Source organism: Vibrio sp. AH4 (assembly GCF_030710545.1).
Classification (GTDB): domain Bacteria; phylum Pseudomonadota; class Gammaproteobacteria; order Enterobacterales; family Vibrionaceae; genus Vibrio; species Vibrio metoecus.
In genome coordinates this window covers 371424-397504 of sequence record NZ_JALAIV010000001.1, presented here as the reverse complement: position 1 = coordinate 397504, position 26081 = coordinate 371424, and the positions used below count along the sequence as shown (strand labels likewise).

Annotated in this window: 15 protein-coding genes, 1 pseudogene and 1 other annotated feature; of the genes and pseudogenes, 10 read left to right on the top strand and 6 right to left on the bottom strand. The window is 48.5% G+C overall.

Going from position 1 to position 26081, the window contains the following annotated elements:
• Positions 1-10 precede the first annotated feature (10 nt).
• The 3 genes from gltB (MKA69_RS01930) to gltB (MKA69_RS01920) all read right to left on the bottom strand — a co-directional run bounded on the left by gltB (MKA69_RS01930) (position 11) and on the right by gltB (MKA69_RS01920) (position 10896).
• A complete protein-coding gene (gltB, locus tag MKA69_RS01930; protein ID WP_305847420.1) occupies positions 11-4474 on the bottom strand; it encodes a glutamate synthase large subunit in 4464 nt (1487 codons plus the stop codon).
• A 407-nt stretch (positions 4475-4881) separates the two neighbouring features.
• Entirely contained in the window at positions 4882-6351 is a 1470-nt protein-coding gene (locus MKA69_RS01925; protein ID WP_305847419.1) for a glutamate synthase subunit beta, read from the bottom strand.
• Positions 6352-10896: a glutamate synthase large subunit gene (gene gltB / locus MKA69_RS01920; RefSeq protein WP_055027563.1), complete on the bottom strand. Its 4545-nt coding sequence runs from the start codon at positions 10894-10896 to the stop codon at positions 6352-6354.
• A 579-nt stretch (positions 10897-11475) separates the two neighbouring features.
• Here gltB (MKA69_RS01920) and MKA69_RS01915 point away from each other — a divergent pair.
• From MKA69_RS01915 to arcB, 3 genes are all read left to right on the top strand, one after another.
• A complete protein-coding gene (locus MKA69_RS01915; RefSeq protein WP_305847418.1) occupies positions 11476-12414 on the top strand; it encodes a TIGR01212 family radical SAM protein in 939 nt (312 codons plus the stop codon).
• Between the two features lie 67 nt (positions 12415-12481).
• Entirely contained in the window at positions 12482-14221 is a 1740-nt protein-coding gene (locus MKA69_RS01910; RefSeq protein WP_305847417.1) for a diguanylate cyclase domain-containing protein, read from the top strand.
• Between the two features lie 150 nt (positions 14222-14371).
• Complete coding sequence (gene arcB / locus MKA69_RS01905) at positions 14372-16729, top strand: aerobic respiration two-component sensor histidine kinase ArcB (protein WP_055044196.1); 2358 nt, start codon at positions 14372-14374, stop codon at positions 16727-16729.
• A gap of 58 nt (positions 16730-16787) precedes the next feature.
• On the opposite strand, the gene arcA is transcribed toward arcB, so the two are convergent.
• A complete protein-coding gene (arcA, locus tag MKA69_RS01900) occupies positions 16788-17504 on the bottom strand; it encodes a two-component system response regulator ArcA (RefSeq protein ID WP_001194426.1) in 717 nt (238 codons plus the stop codon).
• Positions 17505-17820: 316 nt separating this feature from the next.
• On the opposite strand from arcA, the gene MKA69_RS01895 reads away from it, so the two are divergent.
• Positions 17821-18210 (top strand): DUF3293 domain-containing protein, encoded by a 390-nt coding sequence (locus tag MKA69_RS01895; RefSeq protein WP_032469979.1) that lies wholly within the window; start codon positions 17821-17823, stop codon positions 18208-18210.
• 22 nt (positions 18211-18232) lie between these two features.
• On the top strand, positions 18233-18718 hold the full coding sequence (locus MKA69_RS01890; RefSeq protein ID WP_001204894.1) for a putative 4-hydroxy-4-methyl-2-oxoglutarate aldolase: 486 nt from the start codon (positions 18233-18235) through the stop codon (positions 18716-18718).
• On the opposite strand, the gene MKA69_RS01885 is transcribed toward MKA69_RS01890, so the two are convergent.
• Complete coding sequence (locus tag MKA69_RS01885; protein ID WP_095469941.1) at positions 18715-19140, bottom strand: hypothetical protein; 426 nt, start codon at positions 19138-19140, stop codon at positions 18715-18717. The genes MKA69_RS01890 and MKA69_RS01885 overlap by 4 nt on opposite strands.
• Before the next feature lie 271 nt (positions 19141-19411).
• Between MKA69_RS01885 and thrL the strand changes: the two are divergent.
• The 4 genes and pseudogenes from thrL to thrC all read left to right on the top strand — a co-directional run bounded on the left by thrL (position 19412) and on the right by thrC (position 24321).
• Positions 19412-19523: pseudogene (gene thrL, locus MKA69_RS18180) on the top strand (thr operon leader peptide).
• Positions 19459-19577: a sequence feature (Thr leader region), on the top strand. Its footprint overlaps the pseudogene before it by 65 nt.
• Before the next feature lie 30 nt (positions 19578-19607).
• Positions 19608-22067 (top strand): bifunctional aspartate kinase/homoserine dehydrogenase I, encoded by a 2460-nt coding sequence (gene thrA / locus MKA69_RS01875; protein WP_305847416.1) that lies wholly within the window; start codon positions 19608-19610, stop codon positions 22065-22067.
• 20 nt (positions 22068-22087) lie between these two features.
• Positions 22088-23044, top strand: coding sequence for a homoserine kinase (thrB, locus tag MKA69_RS01870; RefSeq protein WP_000118013.1), 957 nt, complete (start codon positions 22088-22090; stop codon positions 23042-23044).
• The gene (gene thrC / locus MKA69_RS01865) at positions 23041-24321 is read left to right on the top strand and encodes a threonine synthase (RefSeq protein ID WP_305847415.1); all 1281 of its coding nucleotides are present in this window, start codon (positions 23041-23043) and stop codon (positions 24319-24321) included. Before thrB ends, thrC begins: the two co-directional genes overlap by 4 nt.
• Positions 24322-24399: 78 nt before the next feature.
• On the opposite strand, the gene grcA is transcribed toward thrC, so the two are convergent.
• Complete coding sequence (grcA, locus tag MKA69_RS01860; RefSeq protein WP_000614137.1) at positions 24400-24777, bottom strand: autonomous glycyl radical cofactor GrcA; 378 nt, start codon at positions 24775-24777, stop codon at positions 24400-24402.
• Between the two features lie 344 nt (positions 24778-25121).
• Between grcA and nfo the strand changes: the two genes are divergently transcribed.
• Positions 25122-25976: a deoxyribonuclease IV gene (nfo, locus tag MKA69_RS01855; protein ID WP_305847414.1), complete on the top strand. Its 855-nt coding sequence runs from the start codon at positions 25122-25124 to the stop codon at positions 25974-25976.
• Positions 25977-26081: the final 105 nt, after the last annotated feature.

Below are 26081 nucleotides of genomic sequence, written 5' to 3'. Positions count from 1 at the left end.
CTCCTTCCAATTATTGTGCTTGCACGCGCAGTTCAGCTGCGCTGCGGCTCTGATGGCCGAGCAGGGTACGTAAGTCCGCTGCCTGTGGTTTAATCAGATAGAACTTCGGAATCCATTCATCAAAGTTCGCCAAAATCTGCTCAGCGTGTGCTGAACCGGTTTCTTCAAGATGCTCTGCAATCAGGCCACGCAGATGTTCTTGGTGGATATACAGATCAGTCAAGGCTACCGCTTCAACGGATTCATCGTTAACACGACCTTGGAAATCGCCGTTTTCATCCAGTACGTAAGCAAAGCCGCCAGTCATACCGGCGCCAAAGTTCACGCCCGTTGCGCCCAAAATGGCGACGATACCGCCGGTCATGTATTCGCAGGCGTTATCGCCAGCGCCTTCAATCACCGCAATCGTGCCGGAGTTGCGTACCGCGAAACGCTCGCCAGCTTTACCTGCGGCAAACAGTTTACCGCCCGTTGCACCATACAAGCAGGTGTTGCCGATAATGGTCGCTTCGTTACACACAAAAGCGGTGCCTTGGTGAGGGCGAATCACAATTTTGCCACCCGCCATGCCTTTGCCGACATAGTCGTTGGCATCACCGGTGAGATACAGCTCAAGACCACCTGCGTTCCAGACTCCGAACGATTGACCAGCCGTGCCGTTGAGTACGAGCTTGATCGGGGAGGTGGCCACACCCACGTTACCGTAGCGTTTGGCAATTTCTCCAGACAGGCGCGCGCCAATTGAACGATCGGTGTTGATCACGTTGTAATACAGCTCCAGCGATTGCTGGTTTTCCACAGCCGCTAACGCATCTTCCACGATCTTCTGGTTAAGTGCCCCTTTATCAAACGGCGTGTTCGGTTCGGTGCAATACAACGGCAGATTTTGTGGTGACACTGGTGCTTCAAGCAGATCGGTGAGATCCAGTTTGCTCTGTTTCGCGGTCATGCCTTCTACCACTTCCAGTAGATCGGTGCGGCCGATGAGATCAGTGAGCTTTTCAACACCTAATTCGGCCAGATATCCGCGCACTTCTTCAGCTAACCCTTTGAAATAGTTCATCACCATTTCTGGTAGACCTTTGAAGTAGTCTTTACGCAGCGTTTCATCCTGCGTTGCCACACCAGTTGCACAGTTGTTGAGGTGGCAAATACGCAAGAATTTACACCCCATCGCGACCATTGGCGCAGTACCAAAACCAAAGCTTTCCGCCCCTAGAATTGCCCCTTTGATCACGTCGAGTCCGGTTTTCAAACCACCATCGACTTGCAGGCGAATCTTGTGACGCAGACCGTTGGCGACCAGTGCTTGTTGCGTTTCCGCCAAACCGAGCTCCCACGGACTTCCCGCATATTTTACGGAAGTCAGCGGGCTAGCTGCGGTGCCGCCGTCATAGCCTGAGATGGTGATAAGGTCGGCGTAAGCTTTCGCAACACCAGTTGCAATCGTGCCAACGCCCGGCTCAGACACCAGTTTGACTGAGACCAAGGCTTTCGGGTTGATCTGTTTGAGATCGAAAATCAGCTGCGCCAAATCTTCAATCGAGTAGATATCGTGATGTGGCGGCGGTGAAATCAAGGTTACTCCGGGAACGGAGTAACGCAGTTTCGCGATCTCAGCGGTGACTTTGTGCCCCGGAAGCTGACCGCCTTCACCGGGTTTTGCCCCTTGAGCGACTTTAATTTGCAGCACATCGGCATTGGTTAGATAGTGCGGTGTTACCCCGAAGCGGCCAGAAGCGACTTGCTTGATACGCGAGTTACGTTCGGTGCCAAAGCGGCGTGGATCTTCACCACCTTCACCTGAGTTGGAATAACCGCCCAAGCGGTTCATCGCAGTGGCCAACGCTTCGTGTGCTTCTGGGCTTAACGCGCCAATCGACATGGCGGCGGAGTCAAAGCGTTTGTAGAGATCACTGGCGGGCTCAATATGCTCCAGTGGCAGCGGTTTATCCGAGGTTTTCAAACGCAGCAAATCACGCAGCATGGCCACTGGGCGCTGGTTGACTTGTTTAGCAAAGTCGCGGTAATCCACCGTTTCGCCAGATTTCACCGCTTTTTGTAGTGTGCCAACCACATCTGGGTTGTAGGCGTGGTATTCGCCACCGTGGACGTATTTGAGTAAACCGCCGTGTTCGAGAGGTTTACGTTTTGCCCATGCCTTACGTGATAGGTTGAACAGATCTTGCTCAAAATCGTCGAAGTTCGCACCTTGGATGCGTGTGGTTACCCCTTTAAAGCAGAGATCAACCACATCTCGGTGCAGACCTACGGCTTCAAACAGTTGTGAGCAGCGATAAGAGGCAACGGTCGAAATGCCCATTTTGGACATGATCTTGTACAGACCCTTGTTGATGCCGTATTGGTAATTCTGCATCACTTCGCGATAGCTCTTTTGCAGTGCGCCATCATCAATCATTTTGCCCAGCGTTTCGTAGGCAAGGTAAGGATAAACGGCCGTGGCACCAAAGCCGATCAGCACCGCAAAGTGATGTGGATCGCGCGCGGCACCAGTTTCAATAATGATGTTGGCATCGCAGCGTAGATTGGCTTCAACCAGACGGGCTTGTACTGCACCCACCGCCATCGCGGCAGGGATTGGCAAGCGATCTGCCGTTAATGCGCGGTCGGAAAGCACGATCAATACCGTACCTTCGCGCACCACTTGCTCTGCTTTATCACACAAATCGAGCACGGCTTGTTTGAGATCTTTCTCTTGCGGATCGAAGTTGATGTCGAGAATCGTGTTGCGATAGTGTTGATCACTCAATGTCAGCAGTTGCTGCATATCTGAATAGAGCAATACCGGCGAGCCAAACGTCACACGATGCGCATGGCCATCGGTTTCACAAAACACGTTCATCTCTTGGCCAATGCTGGTGGCCAGCGACATCACATGTTTTTCACGCAATGGATCGATCGGTGGGTTCGTCACCTGAGCAAACTTTTGGCGGAAGTAATCGCTGATCAGGCGCTCTTTTGAGGAAAGCACCGCCATCGGCGTGTCATCGCCCATTGAGCCGACCGCTTCTTGCGCCATATCACCAAGTACACGCAGCACTTGATCGATCTCTTCGTTGCTCATCGCAAACTGCTTTTGGTAAGTTTTGAGCAGATCTTGTTCGAAGCTGCGCTCACCGACCTGATCGTCAGGCAATTCTGAGAATGGTGTCAGTTTGTGAACGTTGTTTTCCATCCATTCACGATACGGATGGCGACTTTTCAGATCGTTATCGATCTCGCTCGATTGCCAAATTTTGCCTTTGCGAGTATCGATCACCAGCAGTTCACCGGGGCCAACTCGGCCTTTTTCGGACACCTCATCCGGCGCGTAATCCCAAATCCCGACTTCGGAGGCGAGGGTGATGAGCTTATCTTTGGTGATCACATAACGCGCAGGGCGCAGGCCATTACGGTCAAGGTTACACGCGGCGTAGCGACCATCGGAAAGTACGATCCCAGCTGGACCATCCCATGGCTCCATGTGTTTAGAGTTGAAATCGTAGAATGCACGCAGATCCGGATCCATATCCGGATGGTTTTGCCATGCGGGCGGAACCAGCATGCGCATCGCGCGGAAAATATCCATCCCGCCGGCTAAAAACAGATCCAGCATGTTATCTAAGCTTGAGGAGTCAGAACCGGTTTCATTCACGAAAGGCGCGGCGGTTTGTAGATCGGGCAACAATGGTGAAGCAAATTTATAAGCACGCGCGCGCGCCCACTGGCGGTTACCATCAATGGTGTTGATTTCCCCATTGTGTGCCAGATAGCGGAACGGCTGAGCCAGAGGCCAGCGTGGCTGAGTATTGGTGGAGAAACGTTGGTGGAATAAGCAAATCGCTGATTCCATACGTAGGTCTGCTAAGTCGAGATAAAAGCGTGGCAAATCTGCGGGCATGCACAGGCCTTTGTAGACCAACACTTGTGTGGAGAGCGAACAGATATAGAAATCACGATCATCAGTGATCTGTTTTTCAATCCGGCGGCGCGCGATATAAAGGCGGCGCTCAACATCGCGTTCGCGCCAACCTGCAGGCGCGGAGATAAAGACTTGTTGAATGTCTGGCAAAGAATCGAGAGCAATCGGGCCAAGCACTTTCGGGTTGGTGGGTACTTTGCGCCAGCCCGCAACACTTAAGGTTTCTTTGGCGAGTTCTTGATTAACAATCTGTTGTGCCTGTTGCGCTTTTTGCGGATCTCGGCTGAGAAACAGCATCCCGATCGCGTACTGTTTGCTGAGCTTCCAATGTTGCTCTTCTGCGATCAGGCGCAAATAAGAGTCTGGTTTTTGCAGCAGCAGACCACAACCATCACCGGTTTTGCCATCGGCAGCGATACCGCCGCGGTGAGTCATGCGATCAAGTGCTGAAATCGCAGTACGAACGAGTTTGTGGCTGGCTTGCCCTTCCATGTGCGCGATCAAGCCGAATCCACAGTTGTCTTTTTCAAGACTTGGATCGTATAGAGCCATTGCAATTCTCCCTTTGCTTCTCTGTCATCCAGACAGTAAATGACTAACTATTCATTTGAATTTTTATATTTTGAATATTTAACTAACATTTAAGGTTAATTAATTAACATTTTTGCGGGGTTTTATTTTCACCGAATTCACAACCTATAGCTTATTGTGCAAAAGGTCAAGTTATTGGTTAAAAATAGGGTTTGAGGGAGATTTGCCGAGGAATTCTTCAAATAATGTCATTATATTCAATGGGATAGTTTTCTCTCAGTTACAGATAACTCAAGGTTTTATCCCGTGCAATGAGAATAGGCGTAAAAAAGGCCAGCAGGGAATGCTGGCCGAAGTAAAACAATATGGAAGGAAACGTTCACGTTAAGGCGTGGGTCAGGATGTATGACTCACGCCTTGGTACTCACTTACGCTGAAAGCATTAATGAGTCAGCTTTAGCTTCAAGGTGGGTATTGCCCATCAAGAAGGTATCAACGGCTCGCGCACATTCACGTCCTTCGTTGATGCAACGCACCACCAGTGATTGGCCTGTGCGCATATCGCCTGCGGCGAATACGCCTTTTTGGTTGGTCGCAAAGTCTTGCGTTGCCACATTGCCACGTTCATCGAGTTTAATGCCGAGCTGAGCAAGCACACCGTGTGGTTCAGGATGCAAGAAACCCATCGCCAGAAACGCCATATCACAAGGAATGACGCGCTCACTGCCTGCGATCTCGTCAAAGCTTGGACGCTCACCGGGCGCCGCATCTTTCCACACGATGTCAGCAATGCGTAGACCCGTTACTTCACCTTGCTCATTACCAATGAATTCTTTGGTGAGGATATTCCAGTGACGTTCACAGCCTTCTTCGTGAGAAGTGGAAGTGCGCAGAATCATCGGATATTGCGGCCAAGGCATATTCACTGGGCGCATTTTTGATGGGATCGGCATGATCTCAACTTGAGTAATGCTTGCAGCACCATGACGGTTAGAAGTTCCCACACAGTCAGAGCCAGTATCGCCACCACCAATCACCACCACGTGTTTGCCTTTGGCGTGGATCTCTTCGCCTTTCAGATCCATTCCATTGGCGCGGCGGTTGTTTTGCGCGAGGAATTGCATCGCGAAGTAAACGCCTTTCAGATCACGTCCCGGAATCCCCAGATCGCGTGGTACGGTTGATCCGCCCGTCAGCAACACGGCATCAAACTCCTGACGCAGTTGCTGAGCGTTGATGTCTACACCGATATGCGCATTGACCACGAACTTAACGCCCGCTTGCTCCATCACATTGATTTTGCGATCAATCACATCCATGCCGAGTTTGAAATCCGGAATGCCAAAGCGCAGCAAGCCGCCGACTTTTTCATCACGTTCAAACACGGTCACGCTATGACCCGCTGCATTCAACTGCTCAGCCGCGGCAAGCCCCGCAGGTCCGGAGCCAATGATCGCGACCGTTTTGCCTGTGCGTGAACGTGGCGTTTTCGGCTTGGCATAACCTTCTTGGTAAGCGCGTTCCACAATGGTTTTTTCAATGTTGCAGATGGTGATCGGATCTTGGTTGATACCTAACACACACGCGCTTTCACAAGGAGCAGGACAAACACGACCGGTAAACTCAGGGAAGTTATTGGTCGAGCTCAGAATATTCCAAGCCTCTTCCCAGCTGTCGCGATACACCGCATCGTTAAACTCGGGAATGATGTTGCCAATCGGGCAGCCGTTATGACAAAACGGCACGCCACAATCCATACAACGTGAAGCCTGCTGATTGATCTTCTTACCAAACTCTTGGTTAAGAACGAACTCTTTGTTGTTTTTGATCCGCTCTGCCGGGTCGATTTTTTTCGGCAGTTCACGACCAAATTCTAAAAATCCGGTTGCTTTACCCATTTATACCGCCTCCGCTGCTAATGTGGCTTGTTGCTCCTGCTCTTTGCGCTTTTGCAGTACCGCTTTGTAATCACGCGGCATCACCTTGGCCATCGTGGCTAGGCTTGCGTCAAAGTTGGCAAGGAAAGCTTTGGCCACTTCACTTCCTGTGAATTGAACATGCTTGGTTAACATTTCTTTGAGTAGGGCTTTGTCTTCCGCTTCGATTGGATCTAAATCGACTAACTCAGCATTCAGCTTAGATTTGAAGTCGCCAGATTTATCCCAAACGTAAGCCACACCGCCACTCATACCCGCTGCGAAGTTACGACCGGTTGAGCCGAGGATCACCGCGACACCGCCTGTCATGTATTCACAGCCGTGATCGCCGATACCTTCCACCACTACTTTGGCACCTGAGTTACGTACACAGAAACGTTCACCGGCTAGGCCACGAATGTAAGATTCGCCAGAGGTTGCGCCGTAGAAACAGACGTTACCGACCACAATGTTCTCTTCCGGAACGATGGTGGCGTTACGGTTCGGGTAGAGCACCAGCGTGCCACCAGAAAGACCTTTACCCCAGTAGTCGTTGGCATCGCCTTCCACTTCAAAGTAAACGCCTTTAGTGAGGAAGGCTCCGAAAGATTGTCCCGCACTGCCGTTGAATTTCACCTGCATTGGCTGTGGTAAGCCTTGGTCTTTGTAAACTTTACAGATTTCGTTCGACAGCATAGTACCGGTACTGCGATCGGTGTTGATAATCGGCAGCTCAGCTTTGACGGCTTCACCACGCTCAAGGGCAGGCGTCGCCAATTGGATTAAGGTGCGATCCAGTACGCTTTCAAGCTGATGGTTCTGCTGAGTCTGGCAGTAAATACCATCGACACTGCGCGGCTGCTCAATAAAGAGGATGGGCGACAGATCAAGATTCTTATATTTCCAGTGACCCACATCATCACGCACTTTGAGTTTGTGCGCTTGGCCAACCATGTCATTGATGGTGCGGAAGCCCAGTTCAGCCATGATTTCACGCAGACCTTGAGCCATGTATTGGAAGAAGGTAACAACGTCATCCACACGGCCAGCAAAACGCTCACGCAGGGTTTTGTTTTGCGTCGCGATACCGACAGGACAAGTGTTTTTGTGACACTTACGCATCATGATACAGCCTTCAACCACGAGTGCTGCGGTTGCGACGCCCCATTCTTCTGCACCCAGCAGTACCGCAATCGCGATATCGCGTGGGGTTTTCATCTGTCCATCAGCTTGCACCACGATGCGGTTACGCAGACCGTTTTTGAGCAGAGTTTGGTGAGTTTCAGCCAGACCCAATTCCCAAGGCAAACCTGTATGGCGGATAGAAGAGATCGGCGATGCACCGGTACCACCATCGTGACCTGCAATCAGAACGACATCGGCTTTGGCTTTGGCTACACCTGAAGCGATGGTGCCGACACCAGCTTCAGAAACCAGTTTGACGTTGACGCGGCCTTTACGGTTGGCGTTTTTCAAATCGAAAATCAGCTGAGCTAAGTCTTCGATTGAGTAAATGTCGTGGTGTGGTGGTGGCGAAATCAGGCCCACTCCTGGTGTGGAGTGACGAGTTGCACCGATCCATTCATCGACTTTGTCGCCAGGAAGCTGACCGCCTTCGCCCGGTTTCGCCCCTTGCGCCATCTTGATCTGGATTTCATCCGCGTTGGTCAGATAGTAAGAGGTCACACCGAAACGGCCAGAAGCCACTTGCTTGATCGCTGAGCGTTCTGAATCGCCATTCGCATTCAGTTCAAAACGCATTGGGTCTTCACCACCCTCACCGGAGTTGGATTTCGCGCCTAAGCGGTTCATCGCAATCGCCAGTGTGGAGTGCGCTTCGTAAGAGATAGAACCGAACGACATTGCACCCGTTGCAAAGCGCTTCACAATGCTTTCGATCGGTTCCACTTCCTCAATCGGAATCGAACCCGCAGGATTTTTCACAAAATCGAGCTGGCTGCGCAGAGTCACCGCTTTATCGCCTTGGCTATCAACCGCTGCCGCATATTTCTTAAATTGCGGGTAGTTTTTATGGCGAGTGGACTCCTGCAGCAGGTGAATGGTTTCTGGGTTAAACAGATGTTGTTCACCGCGCTGTTTCCATTGATACACGCCGCCGACATCCAACACTTGCAGTGGGATTTCGCGCGTTGGGTAACCAATGCGATGACGAACCAACACTTCTTTGGCGATGTCATCGAGGGTTAAACCTTGAATACGGGTGATGGTGCCGGTGAAGTATTTGTCCACCACCGCTTTGCTGATCCCGAGCGCTTCAAAAATCTGTGCACCGTGATAAGACTGCAGCGTTGAAATTCCCATTTTTGAGAAGATCTTCAGCAAGCCGCCATTAACGCCTTTACGATAGTTTTCGAAGTATTTCTCAACCGAAATATCAGCATCGAGTTTCTTCTGACGTTTGAGGTCAACGATGGTTTCCACCACAAGATACGGGTTAACAGCGTTCGCGCCGTAGCCGAGTAGGGTAGCAAAGTGGTGCGTTTCACGCGCATCACCAGTTTCGACCACAATGCCGCATTTAGAACGCAGACCTTTGCGGATCAGGTGATGGTGCACTGCGCCCACGGCCAGCATCGCTGGGATGGCGGCATGGTTGGAGTTCACCGCGCGGTCGGTCAGCAAAATGATCGAGTAGCCATCAATCACCGCATCTTCCGCGTATTGGCAAATACGTTTCAGAGCACGCTCTAGCTTGCCTGGTTCGTCGCTGGCACGAAATACGATGTCCAACGTTTTGGCTTGTAGGTGCTCGTTATCAATTGCACGCAGTTTTTCCAACTCAGCGTTAGAAATCACAGGTGATTCCAGCTCAACCTTACGGCAGTGAGCAGGCGTTTCAGAAAGCAAGTTTTGATCGCGACCGATATAGGTGTTAAGCGACATCACCATGCGTTCACGGATCGGGTCGATCGGTGGGTTCGTCACCTGAGCAAACAACTGCTTAAAGTAGTTTGAGAGATGCTGAGATTGGTGCGACAGCACGGCCACTGGCCAGTCTGCACCCATCGAACCGAGCGGCTCATAACCGGTTTGTGCTAGGGTCAGAATGATGTCATTGACCTCTTCGCTACTCACCCCAAACGCTTGTTGACGGTGGAGGAGACGCTCTGGCGACGGTTGGCTATGTACGTTGTCGGCATCCGGCAGCTTTTTCAAGCTGAGTAGGTTTTCTTCTACCCATTTTTCATAAGGCTGCGCGCAAGCGATGCCGTCTTTGACTTCTTCATCCGAGATGATACGGCCTTGCTCTAGGTCAGCCACAAAGATACGTCCCGGTTGCAGACGACCACGGTATTCCACATTGGCAGGATCAATTTCCACTACGCCAGATTCGGAAGCCATGATCAGAAAATCGTCTTTGGTCACGGTATAACGAGACGGACGCAGACCGTTACGATCCAGCGTTGCGCCGACTTGTACCCCATCGGTAAAGCACACGGATGCAGGGCCATCCCAAGGTTCCATGACGTTGGCATGGTACTGGTAGAAGGCGCGGCGTTTGGGATCCATCGCTTTATTTTCTTGCCATGCTTCCGGGATCATCATCATCAGAGCGTGAGGTAAGCTGCGACCAGAAAGCACCAGCAGTTCGAGTACCATGTCAAAGTTAGCGGAATCGGATGCGCCTTCTTGGCAGATAGGCAGCAGCATGTCGATTTCAGCTTGGGTAAAGAGCTTGGATTGTAAAATCGCCTCGCGCGCTTTCATCCAGTTCAAGTTACCGCGAACGGTGTTGATCTCACCGTTGTGTGCGATGTAGCGGAAAGGCTGAGCCAGTCGCCATTTCGGGAAGGTGTTGGTAGAAAAACGCGAGTGCACCAGCGCCAGTGCGGTGACCATGGTCGGATTTTGCAAATCGAGGAAGTATTGCGGTACTTGCTCTGTGGTCAGCTGACCCTTGTAGACCAAGGTTTTGTACGACATCGAGTTAATGTAAAAATCATCGCCGATGTTAGAGACGCTCTCAAGGCAGACGCGAACGGTGTAGTTACGTAGCACATACAGTTTACGCTCTAGCTCATCTGGCTGCATACCTGGGCCACCAGAAATGAACACGTGTTCAAATTGTGGCTCTGTGCTGAGTGGGTCGGCACCCAACATGCTGTTGTCGGTTGGCAAAACACGATAGCCAATCACATCCAGATCTAGGCGTTTGGCATTGCGTTCTAGAATATCGCGGCATTGGGCGCGTTTGTGTTCGTCTTTCGGGAACAGCACTACACCCACGCCATATTTTTCGAATGAAGGCAGTTTAACGCCAAGCTTAACCGCTTCTTCGAGTAAAAATTCGTGAGGTTTTTGCAACAAAATACCTGCACCGTCACCGCTGCAAGGGTCACAACCCTGACCGCCGCGGTGTTCCATGCGTGCTAGCATGTCCAAAGCTTGAGTGACTACCTGATGAGATTTGCGATTTTTCAGGTGAGCAACAAAGCCGATACCACAAGCATCGTGCTCTAACTCAGGCGTATAAAGACCCCGCGAACGCTGCGCTTTATCTACCATAGATACATCCTTCCAGTTCTTGAGGACGCAACAGCACTGAGTTTGCACTCAGTTATTCCCTTCACACATCAAGCAGCATTCGCTGTATCAAGTGCTCGGGTGATACGCCCTGTCCTTTTTTGTTTTGAGTGAAATCTGCTTAGGGAGCAGATCCGCGTCCTTTCCGTCTCTCACAGGAAATATATTGTGAGAAAGACAATCCTTAGTGACATTCCTGTTGTTGAGCCACTTTACTAGTGGATTCTTTTGGTAGGTATGGAATATCACCGATAGTCTGCCGAGTTTTTTGTAATTAATTGAGCAAAAAAGCACGGAAAACTGAAAGTATCCTACAATTTTGCTGGCGCAAATTCCAACGAAAAGTCTGCGGATTGGTTTATTTTTTTACAGTAAGATGAATGTTTTGTTTAACAAAACAGCAACAAAATGCAAATAGTGTTTAGTTTGTGCGTATTTATTGATTTCGCACCGTTTGAAATCAAACACGAACGATTAAAATTTGTGACGAATTTGATTGGAAATGTAATTAAATTACACGGATGGTAGTGAGAGATATTTGTATTTAGATTGGGCAGGCATATGCATCTACATCAACTGGTGAACACCATAGGTCAAGACTTACAGCGTCGCTATGGCGAAAAGGTTCACAAACTAACGCTCCACGGTGGGTTTAGTTGCCCAAATCGAGACGGTACGATTGGCCGTGGTGGCTGTACTTTCTGTAACGTGGCCTCGTTTGCCAATGAAGAAACCCAGCAGAAAAGTATTCAAGAGCAGTTGAAGGATCGGGCTGGAGAGATCAAGCGTGCCAAGAAATATCTCGCTTATTTTCAGGCTTACACCAGCACGTATGCGGAAGTGCAAGTGCTGAAATCTATGTACGAACAAGCTCTAGAAGAAGCGGATATTGTGGGGCTGTGTGTGGGCACTCGGCCTGATTGTGTGCCGGATGCAGTGCTTGAGCTGCTCGCCGATTATGTGCAGCAAGGTTACGAGATTTGGCTTGAATTGGGTTTACAGACGGCGCACGACCAGACTTTAAAACGCATTAACCGTGGGCACGATTTTGCCTGCTACGCAGAGATCACCGCAAAAGCTCGATCACTAGGCATCAAAGTGTGTACTCACTTGATTGTCGGTTTACCCGGTGAAGGGCGCAGTGACAATCTTGCCACATTACAGCAAGTGCTTAAGGTGGGAACGGATGGTATTAAGTTGCACGGTTTGCACATTGTGGAAGGCAGCACCATGGCGAAAGCGTGGCGAGCTGGGCGTTTAACGGTGCTCGAACAAGACGAATATGTTTCAATTGCTTGCGAAATGATTCGTTCGACGCCTCCGCAGATTATTTATCATCGTGTGTCTTCGGCGGCCCGTAGACCAACGCTACTTGCCCCGTTGTGGTGTGAAAACCGCTGGTGGGCAATGACTGCGATTGGCCAAAAATTGGAAAAAGAAGGGGTTCAGGGCTCGTTACTCGGCACGCCTTTTGAGTATTCTCCTTTGAACTTAAAGTAATAATCCGCAGCAAAATCAGATAATCTTTTGTACTATTTAAAGAATCATCAATAACACATCTGAATGCATGCCTGAATTTCTCTCTGAATTTGTACTGACCTTGTTCGCCACTGGGCTCATGCTTGGTGGTGGACTATTACTCTGGTTTGGCTGGTACAGCTACCTTCAACCTCAAAGATTGATTCAGTTTTTTCATCATGCTCCCTCTGGAGTACTGCTCGTCGGCGAGCAACGTATTCTGCGCGCTAATGTCGCTGCGTATTTACTGCTTGGGATTCGTTTGGTTGGACGACACTATTTGTTTGCTAGCGAGCAAGGTGAGGAGGGAGAGCATGCCTTTTATCGAGCCCTAGAAAGCAGTGTACGGCAAAAACGATCAGTGCCTTTACTTTGGCCTGTTGCGGGTAAAACCGCGCAAACCTTAGAAATATCAGCATCACTATTACGCCATTGGCCGAAAAAATTATGGCTAGTGAACGTGATTGGATTTGATTGTCCGAGTACGGATATGCAGCAAGAGCGCCATTCATTAGCGATGGCGCGTACGGCACTCGATTCTCTGTCTGAGTTGATCTTTATTAAAAGCACGGAAGGGACATTAATGGCGACCAACCGTGCGTTTGATCAGTTCTGGCAAGACCGAATCGAAGAGGGCAGCGCGACCTTCAAAGGCATTATGAAAGGGCGCACGAGCCAGCGTTGTTGGACGGTGACTCCCGACGGGCGTAGCTGTCTTTTAGAAACCTATCAACGGGTACTAATGTCACCAGAAGGCGAAAATATTGGGCTACTGGGTATCAGCCATGATGTGACCGACTGGTACAACATGCAGCGCCAATTAAGAGAAGAGATGGACAAGCGACGTGATACCGAAGTGGCATTGGCGCAGCGTGATACCATCTTACAAAACATCCTTGAATCTAGCCCTGATTCGATTGGTATCTTTAACGAAAACATGGTTTATCAGGCTTGTAATCAGCCCTTTGTTGAAGCATTGGGGATTGCTGAAGTTTCCGATTTAGTGGGTAAGCGTTTGCAAGATGTGATCCCAGAACATATTTATGCTCGTCTAGCGGAATCGGATAGCCAAGTGCTGCATGAAGGAAAGTCGGTACGTCGGATTGATAAAATCGCGCGCCCGAATGGGGAGTTTGTCTGGTTTGATGTGGTTAAATCTCCTTTTCGTGATCCGGCCTCGGGTACCAATGGGGTATTGATCATGGCGCGAGATGTGTCCGATCGTTATTTGGCTGCCGAGCAATTAAAAATCGCAAACCTTGAACTTGAACGGTTAAGCTTCTTAGACAGCCTGACTCACGTCGCCAATCGCCGTCGTTTTGACGAGCAATTACACACATTGTGGCACCTGCATGTGCGTGAAGGTAATCCACTGAGTATCATTCTTTGTGATGTGGATTATTTTAAAGATTACAACGATGCCTATGGTCATCTGATGGGCGATGAAACGTTAAAGCAAGTCGCAATGGCCTTTACTCAAGTTGCGAATCGTCAATCCGATTGTGTTGCGCGTTATGGTGGTGAAGAGTTTGGCATCCTATTACCCAATACCCCTCAATCAGGGGCGATTTTGATTGCCGATCGTATTCACGAAAAAATCCGTTCGCTGGCGATCCCTCATGTCCATTCTAAAGTCGCGGATCGCCTTACGGTGAGCCTTGGGGTCATTACGCACATTCCTCATCCGGAAGACATTCCAGAGCAGATTGTCTCTTTGGCCGACCAAGCCTTGTATCAAGCCAAAGCTAATGGTCGAAATCAAACCTCTATTTATGAAAAAAATGACTAATACAATATTTTCAATTGCTTGAAATACGACCGCCCAACTTAACGATAATGCGATGCCTAGGATGGCTTGGTATGGGAAATGGATCCTCGTCGCTAACGTTTGCTCGGGAAAAAGGCTAGACTAGTGGCTCTTTATCTGACGGAGCAGTGAATGAAACCGATGAAAAATCTGGCCCAGTATTATGTCGATTTGTTAGTCAAACTGGGTATTTTGCGTTTTTCGATTTTATTAGCTCTCGCGCTCGTAGCGTTAGCTGTGGTGGTGCAGGTTGGCATTACATTGATTCTCAACGGTTTTGTTGATGACATTGACATAATTCGATCGGTTTTCTTTGGTTTGCTCATTACACCTTGGGCGGTGTACTTCCTTTCTGTGGTGGTTGATCAGTTGGAAGAATCACGCCAACGCCTGTCGAAATTGGTTTCCAAGCTCAAAGATATGCGCTCTCGCGATCAAGAGCTTAACCAAAAACTGCAACAAAACATCGTGAAACTGAATCAAGAGATAGAAGAGCGGATCAAGGCAGAAGAAGCTCGTGAAGAGGCGATGGCCGATCTCGAAAATGAAGTGTATCAACGTGAAAAAACCCAAGTGGAGCTCGCAGAACGTACGGCATTACTGCGCTCCTTCATCGATGCCTCTCCAGATTTGATCTATTACCGCAACGCTAAAGGTGAGTTTTCCGGCTGCAACCGAGCGATGGAAGAGCTGACCGGCAAGCGCGAAAGCGAGTTGGTCGGGCTAACCCCTTGGGATGTGTACCGCAAAGAAATCGCACAATCGATTGTCGAAACCGATCAGCGAGTTTTTAACAATAATACAGCGATTACTTATGAGCAGTGGCTTGAGTACCCTGACGGTCGCAAGAGCTTCTTTGAACTGCGTAAAGTGCCATTTTATAGCAAAGATGGGCGTCATCTTGGTTTGGTCGGTTTTGGTCGTGATATTACCGAGCGCAAACGCCACGAAGAATCACTGGAAAAAGCCAGCCGTGACAAAACCACGTTTATTTCCACCATCAGCCACGAGCTGCGCACTCCGCTCAATGGCATTGTTGGTTTGAGCCGTATGCTGCTGGATACACCATTGAGCGGTGAGCAACGTAAGCATTTACAAACCATCAATGTGAGTGCTGTGACGCTTGGTAATATCTTCAACGATATCATTGATATGGATAAGTTTGACCGCCGCAAGCTTGAGCTGTTCCCTGCCGCCCTAAACTTTGAAGAGTTTGTGGCAGAAATTGAAGTGTTAGCTGCTTTGATGGCGGAGCAAAAAGGGCTGCGGTTTGATTTAGAACGTCTGACCGATTTACCTTCATTGGTGGAAGTGGATGCTACGCGTTTGCGCCAAGTGTTGTGGAACTTAATCAGTAATGCGATGAAGTTTACCAAAGAAGGTGGCGTTGTGATGACGGTGAGTGCGGAGTGCGATGAGCAGCATGCCGATATTACTATTGAAGTTGAAGATACTGGGATTGGTATTCCTGAAGCTGAGCAAGAAAAAATCTTTGCCATGTATTATCAGGTTAAGTCAGGCAAAGACAACTTACATGCAGTAGGCACGGGGATTGGCCTAGCCGTATCTCGTCAATTGATTAAATTGATGGGGGGCGATATCAGTGTAAACAGTGAAGAAGGCTTCGGCAGCACCTTTACCGTTACGATGCGTGTACCGCTTTTGGAGGAAGCGCCACTGACTGAGGAGCCTCAAGAATCACAAACCCAGCTGAACATTTTCATGGTTGAGGACATTGAACTCAATATTACGGTTGCTCGTTCGTTACTTGAAAGCATGGGACATAAAGTAACTGTGGCGATGACCGGAGAAGACGCGATCCAACGTTTTACGCCGACTGATTACGATCTGGTGTTTCTCGATATTCAGCTACCGGATATGACAGGGTTCGATATCGCTCAATATTATCGTGCTCACTACACCGAACTTCCGCCTTTGGTGGCTTTAACTGCCAATGTATTGAAAGACAAAGAAGAGTATCGCCAAAAAGGTATGGATGCGGCGATCAGTAAACCGTTGTCTGTGGCGGCGGTACGTGAAGTGATTGGTAAAGTAACGCATGAGCTTGAGGATGATGCTGATTTACATGAGCCGAGCTCGATTCAGAAAACTCAAGAGCAAGACATTTATCAGCAGTTGCTCGATCTTGAGATGCTGCAATCTTACGTTGAAATTGTGGGCACTCAGCCTGTTATCGATAGCGTGAGTTTATTTGAGCACTCGATGCCAGCTTATCTCGAAGTATTGGACTCCAATATGGTCGCCAAAGATAAAGAGGGGATAGTCAGTGAAGCGCATAAAATAAAAGGGGCGGCAGGCTCGGTAGGGCTTAAGCGGATCCAAAAAATTGCCCAAAAGGCGCAATCACCGGAAGCTCCGGCATGGTGGGAAAACATCAGTGATTGGGTTGAAGAAATAAAAAATGAATACCAGTCCGATATTGCGTTGTTAAAGCAGTGGTTGAGTCAGCAAGCAGGCTCAAACAAGTGACAAAAAAAAAGACCCTAGCCATGGCTAGGGTCTTATCTAATCAGCGGCAGAGAAGAAATTAGTCTTCTAAATCACCACAGAAACGGTAGCCTTCACCGTGAATGGTGGCAATGATTTCAGGTGTGCCTGATACCGATTCGAAATGCTTACGAATACGACGGATTGTTACATCCACAGTACGGTCGTGTGGTTTTAGCTCACGGCCGGTCATTTTCTTCAGCAGATCCGCACGTGTCTGGATCTTGCCTGGGTTTTCACAGAAGTGCAGCAGAGCGCGGAACTCTGAGCGTGGCAGCTTGTAGCTATCGCCATCTGGGCTAACCAGTGAACGGCTGTTGATATCCAATTCCCAACCATTGAACACATATTTTTCAACGCTGCGTTTTTCTTCTTGCGTGGTGCCTGCATGCATTGAGCGGCTCAACAAGTTACGCGCACGAATGGTTAATTCACGTGGGTTGAATGGTTTGGTGATGTAATCATCTGCGCCGATTTCTAGGCCCAGAATCTTATCCACTTCATTGTCGCGACCGGTCAGGAACATGAGCGCTACATCCGCTTGCTCGCGCAATTCGCGTGCTAGCAGTAGGCCATTTTTACCTGGCAGGTTGATGTCCATAATCACCAAGTTAATTGGATAATCGGACAGCACTTGGTGCATCTCTTCACCATTGCTGGCCTCAAAAACAGCGTATCCCTCTGCTTCAAAAATACTCTTAAGAGTGTTACGAGTTACTTGCTCGTCTTCGACGATAAGGATCTGCGGGGTTTGCATTAGCGTTACCTAAACTTGTGAAAAAATCGTGCTAGTAGAACTCATTCTAGGCAAAAAGATTACATATCGGTTAGTGATGTTAACAATAAAGTAAAAAATCTAATTAACATCACCACTTTTTGTCCGCCATCCTTGGTGTAACTAGTGTATGAGGACTCCCATTCTCAAGAGGTTCTACTAGTCTATGGGGCGGATTCTATAATGTTAACAGCATGCTAACAACGCCCGAATGTTAATTCCAATCACTTTGTTGATTTACATCAAGAGTTAGAATGTAACAGATATTAAGAACAATCACGAGTTGTAAAATTACCAAATGATGACGATCGACGCGAGCCTTTGGCAGGCCTACCAATCAGTGAGTTTTTCCTTCGAAAAGCCAGTAAATTGGTCGTTTTACTGCATAATTACCGCATGGAACCCTAGGAGTATTCACTTGTCAGATGATGAGAATTGCGTAAATAATCAACGTTTACAGCAATGCTTGATCGATTATGATTGGGTGAAAGTGAGGGTAGGAGACGCTCATTTTCACTGGTTTGAAGACAGTTTTGCGGTCGCGATGCCGCTTTCAGAAGCCCGATTACTGGCACAGAGGTTTGCTCAAAACGCGATCTATTATGTGCAAGATAGAGAACTTTACCTCTGTTCATGTGTTGATGATCACGAGCTTTATCTCGGGCCAATCCAAAATCAACAAATCTGAAAAATAAAATCATGGAGGAATGATGAGAGATATAACCCCAGATCTTTGCGATAAGTACGAAGCGCAAGTCACTTTACTCAACCTACCGTTACAAAACTTTGGTCAACGCAGTGCCTTTTGGGGGGAGATTGTGACTGTTCGTTGTTATCACGATAACTCGAAAGTACGCGATGTGTTGAGCCAAAATGGTAAAGGCAAAGTATTGGTGGTTGATGGCCACGGCTCATGTCATAAGGCATTGATGGGTGATCAATTGGCCATTTTAGCCATCAAAAATGATTGGGAAGGTGTGATCATTTATGGTGCGGTGCGTGATGTGGTCGCGATGTCTGAGATGGATTTAGGCATCAAAGCGTTAGGTGCTTGCCCATTCAAAACAGAAAAACGTGGTGCAGGGCAAGTCAATGTGACATTGACCATGCAGAACCAAATCGTTGAACCTGGCGATTACCTTTATGCCGATTGGAATGGCATCTTGATGTCTGAGTCCCCTCTTGATGTGATCTAAAAACGGAACCCAATACCGAACTCGACACCTTGCTGCCATTCTTGGTAATCCAGTGTGGCATGCAAGTCGAGATTTTCACTTAGCTTCAATCGACTAGAAAGCTCTGCCGAAAGAGCCGCCTCTTTACTTTTGGTTTTGTCTGGGTTTGCTGTGCTCAGTAGAGTGCTTTTGAACGAGAGTCGCTCAGTAAACTGGTAACGAATACCACTAAGCCAGCCATTCTCACCTTGCTTGTTATTATTGATCCGCGCACCGACATACAAGTCAATATCCTCAAACACGCTGTAGGCGTAACCACTATCAATGGTCCAACTATCAAAGTGTTGGCTGCTGTTATCGCTAGCAAAAAATAGTTTGTGCGCCGATGGAGTGTTTTCCGAAGGTAGAGCTGGGAGTGTTTCGGCCCAGCAAAGCGGACTCATGAAGAGCGCCAGATATAGCATCCTGATCTTCACAACGGCTCCTTGTATGGCTAGCTGACATTGATGGGTAAGCTCAATTTAAGCACAAAAATACCGACAGTACAGACTCGGTTTTATAGCAATTTGTTATTTATATATAGGCATTTCATTGGTCGCTTGTTATCTGATTCATCCGATTGAGAAAATCTTTAACGTCTCGCGGATTTTTTAAATCCTAGATAAATAAATCAGATTTTCGTTGACGAATTGAACACAAATGGGTTAAACGTATTTGCAAGCAAACACACAGATAAACAGAAACCGTTATGTTGAATCACAGCCTAATCGTAATGACCACCATTATTACCATTACCGACACGTCGCATGTTGGGGCAGGCTGCTGAGCGCAAAATTTCACAAAAAAGGCCTGTATCCCAACCGATACAGGCCTTTTTTTATACCCGCTTTTAGAGCATTTGGAGGAAGGGATGCGAGTATTAAAGTTTGGAGGTTCATCGCTGGCGGATCCGGAGCGTTTTCTACGCGCCGCTGACATCATCGCCAATAATGCCCAGCAGGAAGAGGTGGCCGTTGTGCTCTCAGCTCCGGGCAAAACCACCAATAAACTGGTGGCGGTGATTGAAAGTGCGTTAGCCCGCGGTGAAGCGGAAGCGCAAATCGTAGAGCTGGAAAGTTCTTTTTATGCCTTGCTTGATGGTATTAAAACCCAGTTACCGAATTTGAATGACAGTGCTTACAAGCAGCAAGTCGACTCATCGATGACTCAACTGCGCCAGTTTGTACACGGCATTACCTTGCTAGGAATGTGCCCTGATAACGTCAATGCACGCATTATCAGTAAAGGTGAGCGAGTCTCCATCCAATTGATGAAGGCCGTAATGGAAGCGAAAGGCCTGCCTGCGAATTTAATTGACCCCGTGAAATACCTGCTCGCGAAAGGGGATCATCTTGAAGCTATGGTGGATGTGGAAACCTCCACTCAGCGTTTTAGACAATCTCCATTACCGCAACAGCATGTCAATATTATGCCGGGCTTTACCGCGGGTAATGCGCAAGGTGAATTGGTCTGTTTAGGGCGTAATGGTTCGGATTACTCAGCCGCTGTACTGGCAGCCTGTTTACGTGCGGATTGCTGCGAGATTTGGACGGATGTGGATGGTGTTTACAACTGCGATCCACGTTTGGTCGATGATGCGCGTCTTCTGAAATCGCTCAGCTACCAAGAGGCGATGGAGCTTTCTTACTTTGGGGCATCTGTATTGCATCCAAAGACGATTGCACCGATTGCTCAATTTCAAATCCCTTGCTTAATCAAAAACAGCTTTAATCCACAAGGCGCGGGAACGCTGATTGGTCAAGACACTGGCGAAGATAAACTCGCGATCAAAGGCATCACCACTTTGAGCAATCTGACTATGGTCAACGTTTCTGGTCCAGGAATGAAAGGCATGGTGGGGATGGCGAGCCGTGTGTTCGGGGCGATGTCAGCGGCCGATGTGTCGATTGTGCTTATCACTCAATCCTCTTCGGAATACAGCATCAGCTTCTGTATTGAAGCGCAACATAAAGCTTTGGCACAGCAAGCACTGGCGGAAACCTTTGAATTGGAGCTCAAAGATGGTCTGCTTGAGCCAGTTGAGTTTGTGGATGACGTCGCCATCATCACTCTAGTTGGTGACGGTATGCGCACTTCGCGCGGCGTGGCCTCGCAATTCTTTGCTTCACTTGCTGAAGTGCATGTTAACGTGATTGCGATTGCCCAAGGTTCCTCTGAACGCGCGATTTCTGCAGTGATCCCTGATGATAAAATTTCGGAAGCGATCAAAGCTTGTCACGAAAACCTCTTTAACTCTAAACACTTCTTAGATGTGTTTGTGGTCGGTGTTGGCGGTGTGGGCGGTGAGCTGGTCGATCAAATTCAGCGTCAACAAGCCAAGCTTGCGCAAAAAGGCATCATGATGCGCGTTTGTGGCCTCGCTAACAGTAAAGGCATGCTGCTTGATAGCCGTGGCCTGCCTCTTGAGCAGTGGCGTGATCGCATGGTCAATGCTGATCAAGCTTTTAGCTTAGCGAACCTAGTGGCCTTGGTGCAGCGTAATCACATCATTAACCCAGTATTGGTGGACTGCACTTCCAGTGATGAGATTGCCAACCAGTATGCGGATTTTCTTGCAGCAGGTTTCCATGTGGTGACACCAAACAAGAAAGCCAATACCGCCAGTATGAGTTACTACCATCAACTGCGTAATGTGGCGCGTCATTCACGTCGCAAACTGATGTACGAAACGACGGTTGGTGCGGGGCTGCCCGTTATCGAAAACTTACAAAACCTAATTGCAGCAGGGGATGAGCTGGAAAAATTCAGCGGTATTCTCTCTGGTTCTCTCTCCTTTATCTTCGGTAAATTGGATGAAGGCATGACCTTGAGCCAAGCCACGCAGCTTGCTAAAGAGAAAGGCTTTACAGAGCCAGATCCGCGCGATGATCTCTCTGGTATGGATGTGGCGCGCAAGTTACTGATTTTGGCGCGTGAAGCAGGGTACGAATTGGAGCTGAGTGATGTGGATGTTGAACAAGCACTGCCCGCTGGCTTTGATGCTTCAGGCAGTGTTGAGGAGTTCATCGCACGTTTACCCCAAGCGGATGCGGCGTTTGCTAAGCGAGTGGAGCAAGCCAAAGCCGAAGGCAAAGTGCTGCGCTATGTGGCGCAAATCGTCGATGGCCAGTGCCAAGTACGGATTGTCGCGGTCGATGAAAACGATCCTATGTTCAAAGTCAAAGAAGGTGAAAACGCGCTAGCTTTCTACAGCCGTTACTATCAGCCAATTCCACTGGTACTGCGTGGCTATGGTGCTGGTTCAGAAGTGACTGCGGCAGGCGTATTCTCAGATGTAATGCGTACACTCGGTTGGAAATTAGGGGTTTAATAGAAATGAGTTCAGGTGACATGAGTGTTGTGGTGTACGCACCCGCTTCTATTGGTAATGTCAGTGTTGGGTTTGATGTGTTGGGGGCCGCCGTGTCCCCGATTGATGGCACGTTACTCGGCGACCGAGTGAAAGTAGAAGCAGGCGCAGAGGCTTTCACACTGAAAACGGCGGGGCGATTTGTCGATAAACTGCCCGCGAATCCGCAAGAAAACATTGTGTATGACTGCTGGCAAGTCTTTGCGCGCGAGCTAGAGAAAAAATCGGTGGCACTGAAGCCGCTGACCATGACGCTAGAAAAAAACATGCCGATTGGTTCAGGATTGGGCTCCAGTGCTTGCTCGATTGTCGCTGCATTGGATGCATTGAATCAGTTTCACGCCAGTCCGCTGGATGAAACCGAGCTTCTGGCTCTGATGGGGGAAATGGAAGGCAAGATCTCTGGCAGTATTCACTATGACAACGTTGCCCCCTGCTATTTAGGCGGTGTGCAGCTCATGCTTGAAGAGCTTGGCATCATCAGTCAATCCGTACCGAGTTTTGATGACTGGTATTGGGTGATGGCCTATCCGGGGATCAAGGTGTCCACAGCGGAAGCGCGTGCCATTTTGCCAGCCCAGTATCGCCGCCAAGATATCGTGGCGCATGGCCGCTATCTGGCAGGATTTATTCACGCTTGCCATACTCAGCAGCCTGAATTAGCGGCAAAAATGATCAAAGACGTGATTGCCGAACCCTATCGTGAGAAACTGCTGCCGGGTTTTGCCAAAGCACGCAGCTACGCCGCTTCGGCTGGCGCACTGGCAACGGGCATTTCGGGCAGTGGTCCGACTTTGTTTAGCGTGTGCAAAGAACAAGCAGTGGCTGAACGTGTGGCACGTTGGCTTGAGCAAAACTATGTGCAAAATGAAGAAGGATTCGTCCATATTTGTCGCCTAGACAAGCAAGGTTCGAAAGTAACAGGAAGTGAGCTATGAAGCTGTACAACATAAAAGAAAATGATGAACAAGTCTCCTTTGGTCAAGCCGTTCGCCAAGGGTTAGGCCGCAATCAAGGCCTGTTTTTTCCGGCACAATTGCCGAAGTTTGATGATATTGATGCCCTATTAGCCGAAGATTTTGTCTCTCGTAGCAGCAAGATTTTATCGGCGTTGATTGGCGATGAACTCCCAGCGGATAAAATTCGCTCTATGGTGGATTCCGCTTTTCAATTCGCAGCACCGATTGCCAAAGTGAAAGAGGGTGTTTACGCATTAGAACTGTTCCATGGTCCAACGCTCGCGTTTAAAGACTTTGGTGGCCGCTTTATGGCGCAATCTCTTGCTGCAGTATCAAATGGTGGCAAAATCACGATTTTGACCGCAACTTCAGGGGATACCGGCGCTGCTGTTGCGCATGCTTTTTATGGCATGCCAGACATCAATGTGGTGATCCTCTACCCGAAAGGCAAAATCAGCCCACTGCAAGAAAAGCTGTTCTGCACATTAGGTAAAAATATTCACACCGTGGCGATCAATGGTGATTTTGATGCGTGCCAAGCGCTAGTGAAACAAGCTTTTGATGACGCAGATCTGCGTCAACAGATCGGTTTGAACTCGGCCAACTCAATCAATATCAGCCGCTTAATGGCACAAATATGCTACTACTTTGAAGCCGCTGCGCAGATGAGCAAAGCTGAGCGTGAAAATCTGGTGATTTCAGTGCCTAGCGGTAACTTTGGTAACTTAACCGCGGGGCTGTTAGCCAAAGCACTGGGTTTACCGGTGAAGCGCTTTATTGCGGCAACCAATGCCAATGATACGGTGCCACGTTACTTGGAAACAGGACGTTGGGAACCCAAACCCACGGTAGCGACAACGTCAAATGCGATGGATGTGAGCCAACCGAACAACTGGCCGCGTATCGAAGAGCTCTGCCAACGTATGGGATGGGGCTTAGAAACGTTAGGCAAAGGCGCCGTTTCTGACGAGGAAAGTGCGCAAGCCGTACAAGAACTTTATGATCTAGGTTACTTGTGTGAGCCGCATGGTTCGATTGCTTATCGTGTATTGGAAGAGCAGCGCCAGCCGCAAGAAACGGGGCTATTCTTATGTACCGCGCATCCCGCTAAATTCAAAGAAGTGGTGGATGAGATTTTAGGTACAGACATTGATTTACCAGCGCCATTGGCAAAACATGCGGCGATGGAATTGCTCTCACAAGAACTGAATGCCGATTTCGCGGCGTTGCGTGCGTTACTCGTGAGTGTGAAATAATCAGCGGATTGGCGAAATCAAGATAATAAAAAACGGTGCTCATTGAGCACCGTTTTAGTCTGGATTCTTTACTGACGATTACAGAGATTCAGTGAAAGTACGCGCGATAACGTCGCGTTGTTGCTCTGCAGTCAGTGAGTTGAAACGCACGGCGTAGCCAGAAACACGGATAGTCAGCTGTGGGTATTTTTCTGGATGTGCGACTGCATCTTCCAGAGTTTCACGCTTCAGCACGTTCACGTTCAGGTGTTGGCCACCTTCGATACGTGGCGTGGTTTCAATAGCGACTTCACGGCTTTCAAAGTGGCCTAGATCGTTGATGCTAACCACTTGATCAGCTTCAAAGCCATTCAGGGCTGCAACACAACGTGCTTCATTCTTTTCGCTGTCCAGCAACCAGATAGAGTTCAGTAGGTCGTCGTTAGCAGCTTTAGTGATTTGGATACCTTGGATCATCGCTTTCTCCTAGTCCACATCAAGTGGCGTTATTGGTGTTAATTTTCAGATCTTGTTGAGCTGGCTATTATATAGCAAATATCCATACTGCTGATATTGATTTAGGTCAAATTACAACAAAAAACCATTTTTAAACTAAGGTTTGATTTTTGATTTGCATCAATAAATGCTTTAAAAACAATGCTAATTAAATTTATTTTAACTAATCAAAAAAAGTTAAATGTGATTTTGTTGTAATTTTACTACATTTTACAATTGAACTTGACCCATGATAGATAAAATCAGAAAGTTAGCGGCGTGAACTGAAAGTCCGAAGTCATTTAGCAACAATAAGAAGTCGTGTTATGTATGAGAAGTTAATTGGGGCGCATGTTTCGGCCTCTGGTGGTGTTGAACTGGCACCTGTTAGAGCTCACGAAATCGGAGCGAATGCGTTTGCTCTGTTTACGAAAAACCAACGCCAATGGGCTGCCAAGCCTCTAGATACAAGCAGTATTCGTACGTTCAAAACAAACTGTAGTAAGTTGGGTTTTACCAGTGAGGCGATTTTGCCGCATGACTCTTACCTGATAAATTTAGGGGCTCCAGAGCCTGAAAAATTAGAGAAATCACGTGCTGCTTTTATTGATGAAATGGTGCGTTGTGAACAGCTAGGGCTCACCTTGCTTAACTTCCATCCGGGCAGTCATTTGCAGTTGGTATCGGAAGATGAGTGTTTAGCGACGATTGCTGAGTCGATCAACTTAGCTCATCGGCAAGTGCCGAATGTCATCGCGGTGATTGAAAATACGGCAGGACAAGGCAGTAATTTAGGTTGGCGTTTTGAGCATCTGGCGGCAATTATTGACCAAGTTGAGGATAAAGAACGGGTTGGAGTTTGCCTCGATACTTGCCACACCTTTGCTGCAGGTTATGACTTACGTACAAAATCGGCGTGTGATGAGACATTCGCTGAGTTTGAACGGGTGGTCGGGATGCACTATTTACGCGCAATGCATATCAATGATTCAAAAGGTAAACATGCAAGCCGAGTTGATCGCCATCATTCACTAGGTATGGGGGAGATTGGTTGGGAGTGTTTTGAATATATTGCTAAAGATCCACGATTTAACGGTATCCCCCTGATTTTAGAAACGATTGACCCTGATATCTGGGCGACAGAGATCGCAACACTGCGCAAATTTTCTGAGGAAAAGTAAAAATAATCGGCGGGTTTCACAGATTTGGCATCTTTTTTTCATCATGCTCATGTCAGCGTTGTAAGAAGGATGCCGCTATGAACACATTTGCTCCGCCAGCTTCTC